At 63.7% G+C, this 16,028-nt stretch carries 12 protein-coding genes; 3 read left to right on the top strand and 9 right to left on the bottom strand.

Annotation, left to right across the window (positions count from 1 at the left end; translation table 11 throughout):
- Genes N2604_RS05300 through N2604_RS05285 form a run of 4 tightly spaced genes read right to left on the bottom strand, consistent with a single transcriptional unit; the run spans position 1 to position 3,043 of the window.
- Positions 1 to 1,227 (bottom strand): CaiB/BaiF CoA-transferase family protein, encoded by a 1,227-nt coding sequence (locus tag N2604_RS05300; RefSeq protein WP_260374134.1) that lies wholly within the window; start codon positions 1,225 to 1,227, stop codon positions 1 to 3.
- The gene (locus tag N2604_RS05295; RefSeq protein ID WP_260374133.1) at positions 1,224 to 1,694 is read right to left on the bottom strand and encodes a MaoC/PaaZ C-terminal domain-containing protein; all 471 of its coding nucleotides are present in this window, start codon (positions 1,692 to 1,694) and stop codon (positions 1,224 to 1,226) included. The genes N2604_RS05300 and N2604_RS05295 overlap by 4 nt, the downstream gene beginning before the upstream one ends.
- Before the next feature lie 13 nt (positions 1,695 to 1,707).
- Positions 1,708 to 2,094 carry a VOC family protein gene (locus N2604_RS05290; RefSeq protein ID WP_260374132.1) on the bottom strand — a complete coding sequence of 129 codons (387 nt, stop codon included), beginning with the start codon at positions 2,092 to 2,094 and terminating at the stop codon, positions 1,708 to 1,710.
- A 4-nt stretch (positions 2,095 to 2,098) separates the two neighbouring features.
- Complete coding sequence (locus N2604_RS05285; protein WP_311739828.1) at positions 2,099 to 3,043, bottom strand: ketopantoate reductase family protein; 945 nt, start codon at positions 3,041 to 3,043, stop codon at positions 2,099 to 2,101.
- Between the two features lie 102 nt (positions 3,044 to 3,145).
- Here N2604_RS05285 and N2604_RS05280 point away from each other — a divergent pair, with 102 nt between their 5' ends.
- Entirely contained in the window at positions 3,146 to 4,126 is a 981-nt protein-coding gene (locus N2604_RS05280; protein WP_260374130.1) for a LysR family transcriptional regulator, read from the top strand.
- A gap of 26 nt (positions 4,127 to 4,152) precedes the next feature.
- On the opposite strand, the gene N2604_RS05275 is transcribed toward N2604_RS05280, so the two are convergent.
- Positions 4,153 to 4,767: a nuclear transport factor 2 family protein gene (locus N2604_RS05275; RefSeq protein WP_260374129.1), complete on the bottom strand. Its 615-nt coding sequence runs from the start codon at positions 4,765 to 4,767 to the stop codon at positions 4,153 to 4,155.
- Positions 4,768 to 4,925: 158 nt separating this feature from the next.
- A complete protein-coding gene (locus N2604_RS05270; protein ID WP_197953837.1) occupies positions 4,926 to 5,732 on the bottom strand; it encodes a response regulator in 807 nt (268 codons plus the stop codon).
- A gap of 231 nt (positions 5,733 to 5,963) precedes the next feature.
- Between N2604_RS05270 and N2604_RS05265 the strand changes: the two genes are divergently transcribed.
- Entirely contained in the window at positions 5,964 to 6,197 is a 234-nt protein-coding gene (locus N2604_RS05265) for a NepR family anti-sigma factor (RefSeq protein WP_260374128.1), read from the top strand.
- The gene (locus N2604_RS05260; RefSeq protein ID WP_018316216.1) at positions 6,197 to 6,745 is read left to right on the top strand and encodes a sigma-70 family RNA polymerase sigma factor; all 549 of its coding nucleotides are present in this window, start codon (positions 6,197 to 6,199) and stop codon (positions 6,743 to 6,745) included. Before N2604_RS05265 ends, N2604_RS05260 begins: the two co-directional genes overlap by 1 nt.
- A gap of 99 nt (positions 6,746 to 6,844) precedes the next feature.
- On the opposite strand, the gene N2604_RS05255 is transcribed toward N2604_RS05260, so the two are convergent.
- The 3 genes from N2604_RS05255 to N2604_RS05245 all read right to left on the bottom strand — a co-directional run bounded on the left by N2604_RS05255 (position 6,845) and on the right by N2604_RS05245 (position 15,736).
- Positions 6,845 to 7,543, bottom strand: coding sequence for a nitroreductase (locus N2604_RS05255; protein WP_260374127.1), 699 nt, complete (start codon positions 7,541 to 7,543; stop codon positions 6,845 to 6,847).
- A gap of 134 nt (positions 7,544 to 7,677) precedes the next feature.
- A complete protein-coding gene (locus N2604_RS05250; protein ID WP_260374126.1) occupies positions 7,678 to 9,909 on the bottom strand; it encodes a CHASE2 domain-containing protein in 2,232 nt (743 codons plus the stop codon).
- Between the two features lie 76 nt (positions 9,910 to 9,985).
- A complete protein-coding gene (locus N2604_RS05245; protein WP_409241678.1) occupies positions 9,986 to 15,736 on the bottom strand; it encodes a VCBS domain-containing protein in 5,751 nt (1,916 codons plus the stop codon).
- Positions 15,737 to 16,028: the final 292 nt, after the last annotated feature.

Here is a 16,028-nt window from a genome sequence, read left to right as displayed (position 1 = left end):
TCACTCCTCGACCGCGGCTTCGTTGTAGAACACGCCATCGCGCACCATCGCGTCGACGACCTCGGCCGACAGCCCAAGCGACTTTGCAATACGGCGATTGTCCTGGCCGAGCAGTGGCGCCGGAGTACGCACCGTGGTGTCGCAATCGGAGAAGCGGAACGGCAGGTTCGGCAACGTCACCTTGCCGAGGACAGGATGCTCCTGCTCGACCAGCATGCCACGCGCGTGGATCTGCGGATCCTTCACGACCTCTTCGATGGTCTGCACGGGAGCCGACGGCACGCCAGCTTCGTCGAGTGCCGCGAGGCAGGCATCCCGGGACGGCTGCGACAGCGTCCAATTGCGCACGATGTCCATCGCATCGGCATAATGGGCGTTCCGCGCCGCAGGCGTGGCGAAGCGTTCGTCGGATGACAAGCTGCTTCCCCCAATCAGAGTCGCCAAGCGCCGCCACGCATCGTCGACTTGCGCCGCGATGACGAGATTGCCGTCCTTGGCCGGAAAGACGCCGTAGACGGTCGAATCCGGCTGTCCGCTGCCGGTCTGCTTCGGCAGGTCGGCACCACCGGAGAGGAAGTAGCGCTGCACCGCATAGTCGTGCATCGAGACCATGCAGTCGTACAGCGCGAGATCGATATGCTGGCCTCGTCCGGACGAGGCACGGCCGACCAGCGCGGCATTGATGGCAGCCACGCCGTGAATGCCGGTGTACATGTCGGCCAGCGGCATCCGCAGCAGCGGCGGCGCTTCACCGGGATTGCCCAGTTGCGCCAGGGCGCCCGACATCGCCTCGGCGATCAGGCCGAAGCCCGGACGGTCGGCATAGGGACCGGTGTGGCCATAGGCGGAGACCGAGCAATAGATCAACCTGCGATTCCGCGCCGACAGCGCCTTGTAGCCGAGCCCGAGGCGCTCGAGTGCGCCGGGGCGGTAGTTCTCGATGAAGACATCGGCCGTGTCGATCAGCTTCATCATCATGTCGAGACCGCGCGTATCGCGCAGGTCGATGCACAACCCCTGCTTGCCCATGTTCTGCTGCAGGAAGTAGCCGGATTGTCCGTCTTTGAAATAGCCATGGGCGCGGCCCGCATCGCCCGCCTTCGGACGCTCCACCTTGATGACTTCCGCGCCCATCGCGGCGAGGCAGCGGCCCATGAAGGGGCCTGCCAGGAAATGGCTGTAGTCGATGACGCGGATGCCTTTGAGGGGCAGGTCTTGCGCGGTCATGCCTGCCCTCCTGTGGCACTGTTCTTCGGGCGCATCGGAATCATCAGTCGATGCTCACCGAGCTGCACCACTTCGCCGCGCTGATTGATCAGCTCCGAGGGCAGCACAACGATACCCCACCCTTCGCGCTTGGTTGTTCGCATTGAACCGACGCGAAACTTCACGTGGACGGTGTCGCCGAGCTTGATCGGCAGCTTGAAATCCCAGGTCCAGCCCAGCGACATTCCCGGGAGGAAGCGGTAGTCGGCACGGGTCTTCAAACCGTCGGCCAGCGACAGACCAAACAGCCCGTGCGCGACGCGCGTGCCGAATGGTGTGGTTTTGGCGTATTCCTCGTCGACGTGGACCGGCGTGAAATCACCCGTCAGCTCGGCATAGGCATTCACCATCGCTTCAGTGACCGTTACCGAAGGAGTGACGCATTCGTCACCAACCTTGGCATCCTCCCAATAGCGCTCATCGATCATGTCGCGTCTTCCTCTAGGCACGGGGATTGATCGCCAGGGCGGCTTCCACGGCGCCTGCGCTGGCTTGCAAGATCTCGACGTTCAGGCCGCCCGGCAGCTCGAGCCAGTTTGGCCCGGCAGGCAGCGCTTTGGCGCCCCACGCGGCAGCACGGACGAGCACACCGTCGTAATCGTCGACCATGATGCCGAGATGGGCGAGACGCCCCTCCGGTCCGACGAAATTCGGGTCTTCGATGAGCTGCACGCTTCCGAGCACCCAGACCTGACGCGGGCGGGCGACATCGGCGGGTTGCTCGTCGCGGATAGTGAGACCAAGCACCTCACGAAAGAAGTCGACGTGACGATCAACGTCCGGCACGCGGATCGCGACATGTTCGACATAGGCCCGCGGTAGCGACATCGCCTCAGGCCTTTCCTGGATAATCGCTGCGGGCGTATTCGAGCCCCTTGACCAATGCGACGAGGGTGGAATTGACGGGGGTCGGCACGTTGAGCTTGGCGCCCCAGCGCACGACGGAGCCGTGGATGTAGTCGACCTCGGTCAGATTACCGGACTGCAAGCTCTGCAACATCGACGTCTTGAACTCGGGCGGCAGTCCAGCGGACGCCATCGTCCAGGCCCTGCGCGGATCGGCAATCGAGATCTTCACGCCGGCAGCTTGCGCGACCGCGATACCCTCCGAGATTGCGGCCAGCGCGCAATCTTCCAAAATCGGCAGCGAATAGAGACCCCCGTAAGTCAGGCCGGTGACGGCGGTGATTCCTCCTCCGGCGACGTTGATGAACAGCTTGTCCCACATCGTGCCCAAGATGTTGTCGCTGAGCAGCGTGAGAATGCCGGCACGATTGAAGGTCTCGGAAATCCGCTGTGCGCGTTCCGTCAAGCGTCCATCAAGCTCGCCGATGATGGTTTCCTTGCCGACGACCCCGGAGCGAACATGACCAGGACCGAGCAGCACGCCGCCAACGTAGGTCTTGCCTGCCATGACGCGGTCACGACCGACTTCCTCCGAAAGGATGTCCTCGTGACCAAGACCGTTTTGGAGCGACATCACGACCGTCTGCGGCCCGATGATCGGCGCGGCCGCCCGGATCGCATCCCGCGTGTGGTAGGATTTGACGAGGACGACGACGAGGTCCGCCACGGTGCCGACCTGGGTCGCTGAGGTGCAGGCAGAGACCTTCACAACGGTCTCGGCTTCACCTTCGAGCATCCGGAGACCACTGGCGTTGATCGCGTCGACATGGGCCCGAAAGGGATCGATCAACCAAACCTCGGCACCACCGCGCGCCAGCGCGCCACCGATGGTCGAGCCCAAGGCTCCCGCTCCGATAAAGCAGATCCTCATCCGAACGCTTCTCCCTCGCCCGTTTTGGCGTTCGAAGCGTGCTAGCAGGCTGGCGACTATTTGGATATTCTATGACTCTTATATCCATTATTGTAGATCGCAATGAAGCACCGAGACCTCTCCGAGACGAACCTGCTGGAGCCGCGCCTGCTCCGGCTGTTCGACGCATTGTTCACCACTGGCAGTGTCACCAAAGCAGCCGAGAAGCTCGGTCAAAGTCAGCCGACCATTTCGATCTGGCTGGCGCGCCTGCGAAAGGAGCTGGACGATCCGCTTTTCATCCGGTCGGCCGAGGGAATGCTGCCGACCCCGCGCGCGGAGGCTCTCATCGGCACCGCCAGACAGGCGCTGGAGATGCTGCGGCGTCTGGCGGAGCTTCGCACCGAGTTTGATCCGGCGACTGCAAAGCGCCGCTTCGTCATCTGCATGACCGATGCGAGCCACATCACGCTGCTTCCCGCCATACTCGCCCACGTTCGCCGCGCTGCGCCGGGCATCCGCATCGAGGCAGCGCAGATCGGCAGCGATACGCCACGAATGCTGCAGTCCGGCGAGGCCGATCTGGCGCTCGGTTACATCTCGGATCTCGACGCCGGACACTTTCAACAGGCACTCTTTCCGCAGGATTGGGTCTGCTTGGCGAACGCAGGACATGCCCGGATCCGCGACCGCATCACCGCAAAGGATTTCCGGCGTGAGGCGCACGTCCTCATTCGCTCCGGCACCGGACATCAATTGCTCGCGGACGCGCTAAAGGAGCAGCAGATAGTCCTTGATGTTGCGCTTGAGCTCCCCGGCTTTTTGGGGTTACCCGCAATCGTCGGAACGACCGACCTGATTGCCACCCTTCCAAGGCACATCGGCGAAACGTTGGCTCACTATTACGAACTGCGCGTGCTCGATTGCCCGCTGGCGATCGCCGGATTTACGGTGAAGCAATATTGGCACGCCCGCTTCCATCACGACCCGGCGAGCCAATGGTTGCGTGATTTATGCGGGGAGCTTTTTCAACAGCAGGACGTGCGGGGCCTGCATCGTTCCGGTCGGCCAAGGAAACGAAGGCCACGCGATTTGCAGTCGTAATGGTCCCTGATGGCGGGGCAACGTGTCTACTTCGCCTTCCCTGCCAGCCACTCCCGCCCTTCGCCATAGAGCTTCTCGACCTCAGGGCCGGTAAGGCCCGGCATGTCGCGCTTGACCTTGTAGCCGATCAGCTCCTGCATGTAGGCGAGGTGGCGGTAGCCTTCGGGAAGCGCAGCGAGCGCTGTCTGGTCGAGGCGGAGCGTCGCGGCGGGATCGACCGGGTCGATCCGGTCCTTCTCGTAGATCGGCTGGCGGCGGACGATGCCCCATTTGCCGGCCCCTGATTTGTCAAGCCGCTTCTCCAGGAAATCGTAGAAGCGTCCGGTGCAGACGACGTCGCAGAGCACGCCGTGCACGAGTCCGCGCTGCGAGATCGTCATCTTGGTCTGCGCGATGGCCCGCTCGCCGGCGAGATCGATGCTGGTGCCGCCGAGGAAATGCAGGATGCGCACCCCCCTGGCAAAACCCTCCTGGCTGACGCGCATGAAATCCGGCGCCGGCCCCTGAAACCAGGTCGCGGACATCCAGCCTTCTTCGTGCCAGACCGTGGCAAAGCGCTCCCAGTCGCCGGCATCGCGCCACACTGCCCAGTTCTCGACGAGATCGCGGATGGCGAGACGATCGCGGAGTTGCTGGTCCATGGGCACGTCTCCGATTGGCGTGGTCGCACGCGCAGCTGCTGCATGAGCTATGGGCGGCGAATTCAGCGCCCGTCAAGCGGGCCGGCGGCATGAAAAATCCGGCGTGCCTTGCGGCACGCCGGACCAAACTCGCCAATAGGCAAGCCGCCAGCGCCTTGTTACGCCGCAGGCGCCTTGGGCGTCCGGTTGCGCGAATTGCGCTGGAAGAACAGCGCCTGGCTCGCCACCGCCGATACCATCGCGGGCTGGAACGGCTTTGAGATCAGGAACGCCGGCTCGGGACGCTCGCCGGTAAGGAAGCGCTCCGGATAGGCGGTGATGAACACCACCGGCACCTCGAAGGTGCGCAGCAGCTCGTTGACGGCGTCCAGGCCCGACGAGCCGTCGGCAAGCTGGATATCGGCGAGGATCAGGCCGGGCCGCTTGTTCTTGGCCAGCGCCACCGCATCGGCATGGGTGCGGGCGACCCCGACGACGTTGTGGCCGAGATTCTTCACAAGGCTCTCGAGGTCCATGGCGATGAAGGTCTCGTCCTCGATGATCAGCACGTCGGTGGCGATCTCGGCGGCCATCTCGCGTCCGGCTGCGTCCGCAAGACGGCGCGTCTCGGCGACGTCGGTGCCGAGAATGAAGGCGACTTCCTCTTCGGAAAAGCCCTCGAGCGAGAGCAGCAGGAAGGCCTGGCGCGGCAGCGGCGTGATGTTCGAGAGCCGCCGTTCCGGCGGCATCGGCAGGGTCGTCACCTCGGCATCGTCGTTGATGGAGACCGAATTCCAGATCTGGGTGAACAGCCGGAACAGGCCGGCCCGAGGCCCATGGCTCTCGTCGAGCACCGACGGATCGCCCAACATGGCTTCCAACATGGCGGCGACATAGGCGTCACCGGAGGCCTGGCTGCCTGTCAGAGCCCGCGCGTACCGGCGCAACAGCGGCAAGTGTTCAGCAACTACCTGTGAACGGGACATCCCCACTCCATTCGTCTTCGGGCCAACCTTTAGGTCCAATCCTGAGGTCAGGCATCACGCGGGGGGCCCAGGTTCCCCTGCTGGGCTGTCTACGCCTCAGGTCAACAAAAGTTCCGCCAAGCTGGGAACTTTTTGGCGCAGCTGGAATTGTGCCTATCCAGGGAGCGGCTCCCGGTTGAGAAAACCTCTCGATTTTACAGTCACTTAACTCGGGGAAACGTGGAACAGGTCATGAAAGATCTCAAGTCTCAAGCCAGCAGAAGCACGACCCCCGGCAAGGGAGGCCTGACTCCGGAGATTCAATCCCGGATCGGGCACCAGTTGCGCGCCATGTACGATGATGTCGTTCGACAGGGGGTTCCGGATCGGTTCGCAGAACTGATCAAGAAGCTTGATGCGCCGGGGGCGTCACCCCAAGTGGAAAATGAGGGTGGATCCAACGACAACAACAATGGGAGGGATTAATGCCTCTCACGGACTCCCTGCGTAACGACATCTTGGCGGCCGTGCCCAGTCTGCGCGCCTTCGCCATCTCGCTCAGCGGAAATGCGGACCGCGCCGACGATCTGGTCCAGGAGACGCTGCTGCGCGCGCTCGCCAACATCGACTCGTTCCAGCCCGGCTCCAACCTGCCGGCCTGGCTGTTCACGATCCTGCGCAACCTGTTCCGCTCCGACTACCGCAAGCGGCGGCGCGAGGTCGAGGATGCCGAAGGCAACTACGCCAAGACGCTGAAAACCCAGCCTTCGCAGAATGCGCATCTCGAATTCGAGGAGTTTCGCACCGCGCTCGACAAGCTTCCGCAGGATCAGCGTGAAGCGTTGATCCTGGTCGGCGCGTCCGGCTTCTCCTATGAGGACGCGGCCTCGATCTGCGGCTGCGCGGTCGGCACGATCAAGAGCCGCGTGAACCGCGCCCGTTCGAAGCTGGCCGCGCTGCTCTATGTCGACGGCGCCGAGGATTTCGGACCTGACGAGACCGTGCGGGCCGTGATCGGCGGCAGCGGCGGCTGACCGCCGGCGTCAATCGAACGGGGAGATGAAGACGGCCGTTTCCACGGCCGTCTTCGCGCGCGAGTCTGACGCCGATGGCGTCGGGCTCACGGTACGCGATCACACATCCACGAAGGTCGCGGTTTCGGCCACGCTCGCCCGCGAGGTGCGGTAGCTGTTGACCTTGTGCGCATGGTCCGCATAGCCGAACGAGATGCCGCAGACGACGCGGCGGTCGTCGGGCAGATCGAAGTGGCGGCGGATCAGACCGGAATGCCGCGCCAGCGCGGCTTGCGGAATAGTGCCGAGCCCGAGCGCCTGCGCCGCCAGCATGAAGTTGGAGACATAGGCGCCGCAGTCGATCGCACCATAAATGCCGAGCGGCTCATTGGTGTGGATGATGGCGACATGCGGCGCGCCGAAGAAATTGTAGTTCTCCAGCGCCTGCTTGGCATAGGCCGCCTTGTCGCCGCGGACGATGCCGAGCGTGTTGTAGAGCTGGAAGCCGCTCTCGCGGCGGCGATCGAGATAGACCCCGACATATTCGCGCGGCGGCGTGAAGTCGTAGTCATCGCCGAGGCCCTTCGAGGCCTCCGCGTAGATCGCCTTGCGAAATCGCTCCTTGGCCTCGCCGCTGGCGATAACGACCTGCCAGGGCTGGCTGTTGCACCAGGACGCCGTGCGCTGCGCGGTCGCCAGCACGTGCTCGATGGTGGCGCGATCGACCTCCTTGGGCAGAAATGCGCGAACGGAGTAGCGCTCGCTGAGGAGCTCTTCGAGCACGCCGATGCGGTCGTTTGGTTTCACTTGTGCGTCCATCACTCAGATCGCCCTTTTTTCTTTTGGTTGGCAGAGGCGCCAAGCGCCGTCCCTCCGCCATACTTACCTCGATGCACCTGCATATGGTAGGCATGCTTTGTTCTGGCCACCCAGCGCGAGCGGTCAGCGTGCGACTACTTGGTCAGCAGGGCATAGGCGCCGGTCCAGCCCTCCGGCGGCGGATCGATCTGGAAATCCTTGATCCGCGCCTCGTAAAGCCTGAACAGCTTCTCCAGCGTGTCGGCGTCCTCGCTTTTGCGGCCGCGCGCGATCGCGTCCAGCGCGCCCTGCCAGTCGCGGCTGCGGTAGCAGCCGAGCATCTCGATGGTGATGTTGCGCAGGCGCTGGAACGCGGCCGAATGCATCACGTCCTCGCGGCCGGCGATGGCGTAGATCACTTCCGGCTCGGTCTTGCCCTTGACCATGATGAAGTCGAGTTCGAGAATCGCGAACTTCTCCTTGGCGGCGAGCGCGGTGCGCGAGCCCACGATGATCGGAAAGCCGTATGCCTTCGACTGGCCCTCGAGGCGGGAGGCCAGGTTCACGCTGTCGCCGAGCACCGAATAGTTCTTCTTCAGGTCGGAGCCCATGTTGCCGACCACGCCGATGCCGGTGTTGAGACCGATGCCGACATTGAGCGGGATGTAGACGTGGCCGCCGTCGGCGGCCTCCTGCTCGCGCTCCTTGTTGACCACGTCGATCTGCTCGAGCATCTGGATCGCGGCTTCGCAGGCGTTGATCTCGTGCTCGGCATCGTCGAGCGGCGCGTTCCAGAACGCCATGATGGCGTCGCCCATATACTTGTCGATGTAACCCTTGCGCTCGATGATCACGTCGGTCAGCGGCGTCAGGAAGCGGTTCATCAGCGCGATCAGCCCTTGCGGATCGTGCTTGTAACTCTCCGAGATCGTGGTGAAGCCGCGCACGTCGGAGAACATGATCGTCATCTCGCGCTCCTCGCCGCCGAGCACGAGCTTTTCCGGCGATTGCGCCAGCTGCTCGACCAGCACCGGCGACATGTATTGCGCGAATTGCCCGCGGATCTGCACGCGCTGGCGCTGCTCGCGCACGAAGCTGGCGAAGATCAGCGTCAGATAGACCGCGGTGGTCGACAGCAGCGGATAGGTGAAGTCGATGAGCTGGCGGTACTGCACGTAGAAGAACCAGGACACACCGACCAGGATGGCGGCGAAGGCCCCACCCGCAAGCACCAGGCGGACGGGACCGAGATTCGGCGTGAAGATGATGACGAGCAGGCCGATCACCAGCGCCGCGATCAGCTCGACGCCGAGGGCGTAGTTCGGCTGCGAGATCACCGCGCCGCTGAGCACGCTCTCCAGCACCTGGGCATGGATCTCGACACCCGGCATGGTCGCGGACACCGGCGTCGTCTTGATGTCGTTGAGCCCGGCGGCGGAGGTCCCGACCAGCACCAGCTTGCCGGCGAGCTTGCTCGGCGACACGCTGTTGTCGAGCACGTCGGCCGCGGAGACGTAGATCGAGGGATCCCGGCGGGCGTAGTGCACCCAGAACTGGCCGTTCTTGTCGGTGGGGATCTCGAGGCCCTTGAGGCGCACGGCCCGCACGCCGGTCTTGTCGGTCCTGATCAACAGCGTTGGCGTGCCAGTGACGACGCGCAGGATCTCGAGGCTGAGCGATGGCATGATGTTGCCCTGCGCACGCATGACCATCGGCACGCGGCGGATGAACCCGTCGCGCTCTTTTCTGATCGAGAACAGGCCGCGGCCGGCGGCCGCCATTTCGATCACGGGCACGTTGCGCAGCAGGCCTGGAAATTCGAACAGGAAGCGTTCGGCGCCCTCCTCCCCGACCGTCGCCACGCCCGTCAGCGGAAGTGACTTGTCGGGTTCGGCCAGGATGTCGGGCAGACCCGTCTCACCCAGCACCACGCGCGAGCGCTTGATCGCCTCGGCGAGGATCTGGTCGTTGGTCGGCAGCTCGCGCAGCTTGGCGCGTGTGGCATCGTCGAGATAGCGCATCTGGCCCGCGACCAGATCCGGATTGAGCCGGTCGGGCTCCGAAAACACCACGTCGAAGCCGATCGCCACCGCGCCTTTGCCGGTGAGGTTCTGGATCAGATCGGCGATCCGCGTGCGCGGCCACGGCCATTGCCCGAGCTTGGCGAGACTCTTGTCGTCGATGTCGACGATGGTGACCGGCCGCGCCGTCTTGTGCCTGGGATCGATCAGCTGGAACATGTCGAAGGTGCGCAGCCGCAATTCCTGGATCGGCGGCGGATCCCAGAGGCGCGCAACGGCGAACAGAACCAGCAGCGCAAGGCACATCAGCCGCGCAAAGCCGAGCTTCCGCGCAAACCACCGCCGCAGGATCTTCAGACGTTTCATGGTGGTTGAATATCACGCTTTGACGGTGGACGGCAGCTCCGATCGGGCTTGCAGCCGATCGGGTCTCACGCGGCCGTCAGGCGTGGAGTATGTCGATCCCCTGAAGACTGCTGACGCCCTTCAGGAGAATCGTGTTTGCGGCATCGATCGTGATCAGGGTGTCCGCCGTCCCGGACGCCGCCACATGTTGAGTCATCCACGCCTCGATGTCGCTGATCGCCCCCATGGCCGTCAGGTCGATATGGTCCGTACCGGAGGTGAAGTCCAGAATCGTATCGTGGTTCGAGCTTGCCGCAAACACGAACTGATCCTGATAGCCCGTCCCGAACAGCACATCCTTGCCGTCTGTGCTGGCGAGGGTGACCGGGCCTTGTTCGGCCAGGTTGAAGATAAGGTTGACCGTGTCGCTCGCGCCGTGGCTGTCGGTCACAGTGATCGCGAGCTTATCCGTCGCAGGGTCGTTCTGGCTCGGCTCGGTATAGGTCAGCCCCTGGAGTGCTGAATTGACGCTCGCCAGGGTATCGGACGTCGGTGCAGGCTCCACATATGTGCCCGAATCCGCCGCCGCGGTGAGTGCGAAGGTTTCATCGGGAGCAGCGTCGGCGTCGCTGACCGTGATGCCGTGTACGAAGATCTGATCGCCTTCCTGCGTGACGCTGATCTGATCGACGTTGATCACCGGAGCGACGTTCTCGTCGTTCGCGCCGGTCACGTCCACCGTGAGCGTTGCCGTGCCGGTCGCACCATGCGCGTCCGTGGTCTGGACCGTGAAAATATCCTCGTAGGATCCTTGCGCCAACGCGTTGATCGCGACGGCGTTCGGAACATAGCTATAGCTGCCGTCGGCGTTGACCGTCAGCGAGCCGTACAGACCCCTCGCCGTCCCATGACAATCAGCATTCAGAACGGCATAAGTCAGCGTCGCCGTCTCGCCGCTGTCGGCGTCGGTCCCGGCCAATTGCCCGGTAAGGTCGGAGAAGGTGTCGTCGTCAGCGGTGTCCGTGAGTGGGCCAATGTGGAGATCGGATAGCGTCGGCGCGTCGTTGCTGCCCGCGATGTCGATCGTGACGGTGCTGCTGGCGCCGGCGCCATCGGCGTCCGACGGGACGATCGTGTATTGCAGCGACAGCGTCTGGCCGGCGGCGAGGGAGTCGAAGGCCTGGCTGCCCGAATTGAACTGCCACGCGAACTGGGTGGTGGTGGCCGTGCCGTCGAGGATGTCGCCGGATGGGACGGTGAGATAGTTCAGCAGGCCCTCATGCGTCAGCCCGCCGACGTCGCCGGCTTGCGGCACGCCGTCGAGAGTCACCTCCAACTGGCTGACCGACACCGTGACATGATCCGTCGCATCGACCTCGGAGAGCGCCAGCACGCCATGTGCGAGCTGGCCAGCATTGGTTTCCAAGAGGACGGCAACGGCGCCGCCCGGGCCGGTGGTGCTGCTGGCCCAGTCCGCATCGCCGTCGATGGCAAGGCTCAGGGCTGGGTTGACCGTATTGGAGGCGGTGGTCCCGCTGCCGTCGCCGAGCTGGTAATACGCGGCGAGATTCGCCTCGTTGCCGGTCAGCGCGGTGAAGTCGATCGACTGGATCTGCGCCTGCGTCAGCGCGGTGGTCCAGACGCTGACATCGGCGATCGAGCCGTAGAAGCCTTCCGCTCCGAAGCCCGCCGCATTCGGCTCGCTCGCGGCGCCGATCATCATGTAGGACGCCGATGGGTTGGACGGGCTGCCGTCGATCGGGTTGACCGTCCAGGTCTGCGAGTATTCGAGGTTTCCGTCGAGATAGAGCGTGAAGGTCCCGTTGTCGTGGGTCAGCGCGATGTTGTGCCACTGCGACGCGGTGAGGGCCACGCCGGTGTCCTCGATGCGGACGCCACCGGCGAGAATCTCGAGCTCCATGGTGCCATCGACATTGACCGTGCCGAGCAGGCCGAAGCCGGTGGTCGAGGTGTTGCCGTTGTAGAACAGGATCTGGCCGTGGCCTGGATCGGAGTTGCCGTTCCAGTTTACCCACCCGTCCAGCGTCACGCCATCGGTGGCGACCGTCGGCACCTCGCCGACCGCGATGGTCTGGCCGTCGAAGTTCATGTAGTCCGACGTGACATAGGAAACCGCCGGCGCATCGTTGGTGCCGACGATGGTGACGGTGACGTCCTGGCTGATCTTGCCGCCGTGCTCGTCGTCAAACGTGACGGTGTAGACCTGAGTGATGGTCTGCCCTTCCGCCAGCGACTGCAGCACGGGATCGTTGTTGTCGAGTGTGAAGTGCCAGCCCAGCGTCCCGCTACCGTTGGATTCGGACACCGATGAATCGATCGAGAACGTGCCGATATGCGAGCTGGTTCCGAAGCCCGGCAGAGCCGAGCTGACGGACGACGACGTGAACACCGCCTGCGCGGTATGAGTGTCGATCAGGTCGACGTCCTGGATCGCCAGTGTGCCGCCGGTCGTCAGCGAGGTGCCCTCATCCTCGGTGACCGTGCCTTTTTCCGCGTCGGCATCGCTCGTGATCGTCGGTGCGTCGTTGGTGCCGTTGATCGTGACGGTCACGTCCTGCGAGACGTACGCGCCGTGGTCGTCGGTGAAGGTGACGGTGTAGACCTGGGTAATGGTCTGGCCTTCGGCCAGCGATTGCAGCACGGCATCGCAGTTGTCGAGGCTGAAGTGCCAGCCCAGCGTCGCGCCGTTGTCAGTGTCGGTGTTGAACTCGGCGACCGACAGATCGATCGTGAATGTGCCCAGCGGCGTGTCGTCGTCGAAGCCCGGCAGATGCGCGCTCGACGTCGACGACTTGAACGCAGCCTCCGCGGTGTGGTTGTCGATCAGGTCGACGTCCTGGATCGCCAGCGTGCCGCTCACCGACAGCGTCGCGCTGCTGTCCTCGGTCACCGCGCCGGCGGCGTCCTCGGCACTGCTGGTCATCGTCGGCGCGTCGTTGGTGCCGGTGATGGTGACCGTGACGTCCTGCTCGACCTGAGCACCGTGATCGTCGGTGAAAGTGACGGTATAGACCTGCGTGATGGTCTGGCCATTCGCCAGCGACTGGACCACCGGGTCGTTGTTGTTGACCGAGAAATGCCAGCCCAGCGTGGCGCCATTGCTGGTGTCGTCGTTCGCCTCGGTCACCGACGGGTCGATCGTGAAGGTCCCGAGCGGCGTGCTGCCATCGAAGCCCGGCAGATGCGCGCTCGATGTCGCCGACTTGAACGCCGCCTCCGCAGTGTGCGTATCGATCAGGTCGAGATCCTGAATCGCCAGCGTGCCACCGGTCGACAGTGTCGGCGTAGCGGCGTCCTCGGTGACGCCCCCCGCTGCCGAGTCTTCATCGCTCGTGATGGTCGGCGCATCGTTCTTGCCGGTGATGACCACCGTCACGTCCCGGGTGACCGTCCCACCGTGATGGTCGTCAACCTTGACGGTGTAGACCTGGGTGATGGTCTGGCCTTCCGCCAGCGACTGGAGCACCGGATCGTTGTCGTCGATTGTAAAGGTCCAGCCCACGGACCCGCGGGAGCTGACGCCGGGGCTTTCACTCACCGCCGCAAGCGCGAACGTGCCGATATGCGACGTGCCGTCGCTGAAGCCGGGCAGATGCGCGCTCGACATCGTCGACTTCAGCGAGAAACTCGCGGTGTGCGTATCCGTGAGATCGGGATCGTTGAATGTGATGGTGCCGTTGGCGGCGAGCGTGGCCGCGGTATCCTCGGTCACCGCGCCCGTAGGCGTGGTCTGATCTTCCACGATCGTCGGCACATCGTTGGTGCCCTCGACATTGACGTCCGCACCGTTGATGGACACGGTGACCGGCGTGCTTACGACGCCGCCGTGCCCGTCATCGACTTGCACAACGTAATTGAGGATCAGCTTCTCGCCTTTGGCGAGGAAATCGAACAGATGGTCGGGAACGCTGTAGGTCCAGGTGGCCGAGCCGTTATTGTCGTTGCCCGCGCCCTGCACCACCGTCAGCGGCACCTCGACGGCGGCGATCGCAGCGAGCTGCGGCGGCGTCAGCGTCGCGGTGATGTCGTGGCCTTCGGCATCGAGATATTTGAACGGCTGGGTGGACGAGAGCGCGGCGCTCACGATTGGCCGGTCGGTCAGATCGACGTCGGTGAAGGTGACCGTGCCCGTGATGGTGTCGAGCGCCTCGTTGCCGGTCCCGATCTTCTCGACGACAGTGCCACCCGATGTCGCTACGGTCGGCTTGTCGTTCGTTCCCGTGATCGTGATGGTGATCGGGATGAACCTGGACTCGGGGTTCACCGAGAAATTGGTGTCGACGCGGACCATGTAGGTCAGCGTCAGGGTTTCGCCGGCCGCCAGAAAATCGAAGACGTGGTCGGGGATCGTGTAGGTCCAGACCGCCGAGCCGTTGTTCTCGTTGGCGGCATCGGCAACGACGCTGAGCTGGATCTGCGTCGCCGCGATGTCCTGCTTCTGCAGCGCGGTGAGCGATCCGGTGACGTCCTGCTGGCCGGCATTCTTGTAGACGTAGTTCGGCGCCTCGGCGAGGCTCACGCTCACCGTCGGCCGGTCGCCGAGGTTTTGATCGACGAATCTGATCAGGCCGGAAATCGTGTCGGCGTGCGCGTCGCCGGTGGTGTCCGCCCGTTCGGTCAGCGCGAACGCCGTCTTCACGTTGCCGCCGAGGTCGAAGCTTTGCGCGATCGGCTGGCCGGGAATGCGGATGGCCGCCGGCGTCGACGTGGTGGGGCCTTCCTGCCTCTGCGGGTTGAGATCGACGAATGTCGCGATGACGACCGGACCGGCCCCCGACTTGAACACCACGTCCTGGCCGAACGGCGTGATCGTGTCGGTGAAGTTCGTGGTCAGCTTGGTGTTGGTGTTGTTGTCGGTGAACTTCAGCGTGAACACGTCCGTGATCAGCTTCTGCACCTCCGGCGACATCAGTGCATTGGTGACCGAGACGTTGCCGCCGCTGATCTGGATCATCTGGCCGGCCTGGTTGACGGTCGCGATCGGCAGCAGCGTGATCTTGTCGAACAGAATGTAGGAGCCGGTCGTGCCGTTCGGCTCGACCAGCACCTGGAAGCTCGCCTGCGGCTGTGGATCGCCGCCGCCGGCGGGAACGACGAAGTTGATCTGCGTCAGCACCGCCGTACCGCGGATTCCCATGGTGGCGACCGGCGTATCGACCTTCATGTCGCCATGCTTGGCGGTTTCGCCGGCGACGAAGGTGATGGTGCCCGCGACCAGGCTGAGCAGCGAGGAATTGTTCGACCCGTTGGGGTCGTAGACCATCTCGTTCAGCACCATCCGCGCATTGGAGGACAGGCCGAACACGGTGCCGTCGATGAAGGTGATGCCGAGCGTCGAATCGGCGCCGGTCGAGACCACGTCGCCCTTCTCGACATTGTCGCCGTTGTTCAGGATGACCGAGACGCCGTTGCGGATCGCGGTCGCGCTGCCCACGAGCTTGGTGACGTGACCGATGACCTGGCCTGCACCGGCGCCGGGCGCGGCCTGGGCAACCTGGACGTGACCGGTGAGGGCGTTGACGATGTCGCCGCTGAGATGGGCGCCGTCGGGCGAAGCGATCGCGGCGCGCTTGTCGCCCCTGAAATAATCGTGAAGGACGAACTCATGACCGTCGTGCGACAGCACGAGGTCGAGCCCGGCACGCTTGAACTCGCCGTTGAAGATCAGATTGGGGTCGGGAACGACGAATGCGCCGTCAGGCAGATGGCCGTGCGCCTTGGCGACGAAGGGCTTGGCGGCAAAGGAATCGACATGGACAAAGGCGGGCGAGCTGGAACCCTGGCCGTCCAAGGACGTCGCGGCGTCAAATTTGCCAGCGTAATTCAACCGGGCACCGTAAAAAGGGTTAAAATTTATGTAAGTATAGACGACCTAAGCTTGCTTAGCATTACCAAGTCCTTAGCGAAACCATCTATTTGCTTGTGTGATTTCGCGTCACTTGGTCGTAAGAGCCTGCGTCGGGCGGTGCCTTCCCAGAGGAGCGGAAGTCATATGCCAAGAATTCGGAAGTCGAAACAGAGTTAGATGCACGCATTTCCCGTTGCCCCAAGTCATTCAAAGTAAAGCTGGTAGAACAGATACTTGCGTCATCTTCTGTTCGTGATGCTCTGCAGCATCC

This window comes from Bradyrhizobium sp. CB1015 (assembly GCF_025200925.1).
In the GTDB taxonomy this organism is placed as follows: domain Bacteria; phylum Pseudomonadota; class Alphaproteobacteria; order Rhizobiales; family Xanthobacteraceae; genus Bradyrhizobium.
Note: the sequence above shows the minus strand (reverse complement) of the source record. Positions and strands in the feature narration are given on the sequence as shown.

Excerpts from the sequence above, each read along its gene's own strand:
- N2604_RS05300 (WP_260374134.1), bottom strand. The coding sequence starts at position 1,227 with ATGACCGCGCAAGACCTGCCCCTCAAAGGCATCCGCGTCATCGACTAC.
- N2604_RS05295 (WP_260374133.1), bottom strand. The coding sequence starts at position 1,694 with ATGATCGATGAGCGCTATTGGGAGGATGCCAAGGTTGGTGACGAATGC.
- N2604_RS05290 (WP_260374132.1), bottom strand. The coding sequence starts at position 2,094 with ATGTCGCTACCGCGGGCCTATGTCGAACATGTCGCGATCCGCGTGCCG.
- N2604_RS05285 (WP_311739828.1), bottom strand. The coding sequence starts at position 3,043 with ATGAGGATCTGCTTTATCGGAGCGGGAGCCTTGGGCTCGACCATCGGT.
- N2604_RS05280 (WP_260374130.1), top strand. The coding sequence starts at position 3,146 with ATGAAGCACCGAGACCTCTCCGAGACGAACCTGCTGGAGCCGCGCCTG.
- N2604_RS05275 (WP_260374129.1), bottom strand. The coding sequence starts at position 4,767 with ATGGACCAGCAACTCCGCGATCGTCTCGCCATCCGCGATCTCGTCGAG.
- N2604_RS05270 (WP_197953837.1), bottom strand. The coding sequence starts at position 5,732 with ATGTCCCGTTCACAGGTAGTTGCTGAACACTTGCCGCTGTTGCGCCGG.
- N2604_RS05265 (WP_260374128.1), top strand. The coding sequence starts at position 5,964 with ATGAAAGATCTCAAGTCTCAAGCCAGCAGAAGCACGACCCCCGGCAAG.
- N2604_RS05260 (WP_018316216.1), top strand. The coding sequence starts at position 6,197 with ATGCCTCTCACGGACTCCCTGCGTAACGACATCTTGGCGGCCGTGCCC.
- N2604_RS05255 (WP_260374127.1), bottom strand. The coding sequence starts at position 7,543 with ATGGACGCACAAGTGAAACCAAACGACCGCATCGGCGTGCTCGAAGAG.
- N2604_RS05250 (WP_260374126.1), bottom strand. The coding sequence starts at position 9,909 with ATGAAACGTCTGAAGATCCTGCGGCGGTGGTTTGCGCGGAAGCTCGGC.